Below are 1,867 nucleotides of genomic sequence, written 5' to 3' on the forward strand. Positions count from 1 at the left end.
CCCTCGCGCGCGCGGGCGGCGACGCCGCGGCGAGCCTGGCGTCCGGCCTGGGCTCGGACGACGCCGCTGTCCGGCGGCGCGCGGTCCTGGCGCTCGCCGAACTACCCGGCGACGAGGCGACGGCGATGCTCACCGGCGTTCTCGACGACCCGGACACGACGATCCGCACGCACGCCGCGCTCACACTCGGCGCCCGTGGCGTAACCCGAGCCGTCCCGGTACTCGTCGCCACGGTCGTCCACGGACCCCATGACGTCGAAGCGGCCGAACACCTGGGAACGCTTGCGCGAGAAGCGAAGTGGGCAGACCGGATCATGAAGGCCCTGACCGGCGAACTCGCCTCCCCCACAGCCGATTCGGCCGCGCGGATACGCCTCACCCAGGCACTGGCCGAAATGCCGGGAACCCTCGCGCTCGACACCCTGCGGAAGCTGACCCAAGACACCGACCGCGCCGTGGCGCTTCTCGCCTCGAGCTTGGTGCAGGCCCTCGAAAGATAAGCCCCTTACGGGAGCGGAACGTCCGGATCGGGTCGCCGATCGCGCAACCGGCTACCAGGCGCGTGGTGGGGATCTCATCGCGGTACAGCGACCGGCGGTAGCGGCGATTCGGTTGCGGCAGGCGGGCATTCGCTCGGCGCCTGCTCTCCGCGCAGGCGGGCGTCGAGCCAGCCGATGAGTTCGGGATATCCGGCGAGTGCGGCGGTCACGTGCTCGCCGGGCTCGTTGCGATACAGGGCGGGGACGCCGCGTGCGCACTGCCGGCGATACAGGTCCCGGGCTCCCTCTATGGGAATCCAGATGTCGTGCACGCCGTGGTAGATGAACAGCGGGGCGCCCGCCGTCCGGTCCCGCAGGTCGGACTGCCGCAGCACGTCGTCGGCGGCCGGACTGTTCAGGGGGTCGGCGGTATTCGTCGCGACCGCGATCGGGATGCCGACCACGCCGAGCGGGCCGTTGCTGTCGCCGCAGGTGTCCTTCACCGGCGAGGACGCCACCCACTGCGCGAGATGATTCATGCTCGCGAGCAGCCGCGGATGCTCGCGCGCCATCGCCAGCGAGACGGCGAGCAGAATCCCGGAGGCCACATTGCCGTCGAATTTGGTTGCCACGGCCCGGTAATCGGTGACCAGTCCGCCCGTGGCCGCACCGACGAGAACACCGTGCAGCTCGGGTGCGTAGTCGCCGAGCAGCATGGCCGCCGCATACGACGCGATCGCCCCGCCGGAGTATCCGGCGACCGCGAACCGACTGTCCGCGAACTCGACCGGTGACACCGACCGCACGGCGCGGATGGCGTCGAGGACCACGTGCCCGGCCACCGTCGGCTCGGCATAGGACATCCACGGGCCCTCGTGGTCCGGAATCAGTACCGCGTAGCCGCGACCGAGCCCCCACCACGTCGTCGGCGGGAACAGATCACCGCTGTTGAACTTGCTGTGAATCCCGTGCGCCATCGCATAACTCGGCGTGCAGCGCAGGCCCAGCGCATTGATCGGCAGCGCGTTCACCATCACCGGCCGCCCACCGGGTCCGGTCCAGTTCGCGGCCGGAATCACGAGGGTCGCCGTGCCGAACGACGGGACGCCCGAGGCGGCGGTCGTGCGGAATTTCAGCAGCAGCGCCCGCCGGATCGGCACCACCGCCAGCGGCGCGGCCGTCGCCGTCACATCGCGCCACTCGACGAGATCGCCGGGGCTGAGCTGGTCCAGCGCGGCGGGCCACGCATCGAACAGCGGATCACCCGCGGGTGGCGACAGCACGGCGCGCCACAGCGCGGCAAGGTCCGGCGGCAGATCCGCGGACGGCGGTGACGGAGCGGCCGGAAACGCCGGGGCCGGAACGGTTTTGTCGATCCATCCCTGCAA

General features: G+C 71.0%; 2 protein-coding genes. One reads left to right on the forward strand and one right to left on the reverse strand.

Annotated elements, in window-relative coordinates:
• Positions 1 to 500, forward strand: a 500-nt coding sequence (locus NM1_RS40635; RefSeq protein WP_169814414.1) for a HEAT repeat domain-containing protein, incomplete at its 5' end; no start/stop codon positions are given.
• 74 nt (positions 501 to 574) lie between these two features.
• Here the strand turns inward: NM1_RS40635 and NM1_RS40640 are convergent.
• On the reverse strand, positions 575 to 1,867 hold a 1,293-nt coding region (locus tag NM1_RS40640; protein ID WP_068033149.1), incomplete at its 5' end, for a lipase family protein.

Origin of the sequence: Nocardia mexicana NBRC 108244, assembly GCF_001613165.1 — a bacterium.
In the GTDB taxonomy this organism is placed as follows: domain Bacteria; phylum Actinomycetota; class Actinomycetes; order Mycobacteriales; family Mycobacteriaceae; genus Nocardia; species Nocardia mexicana.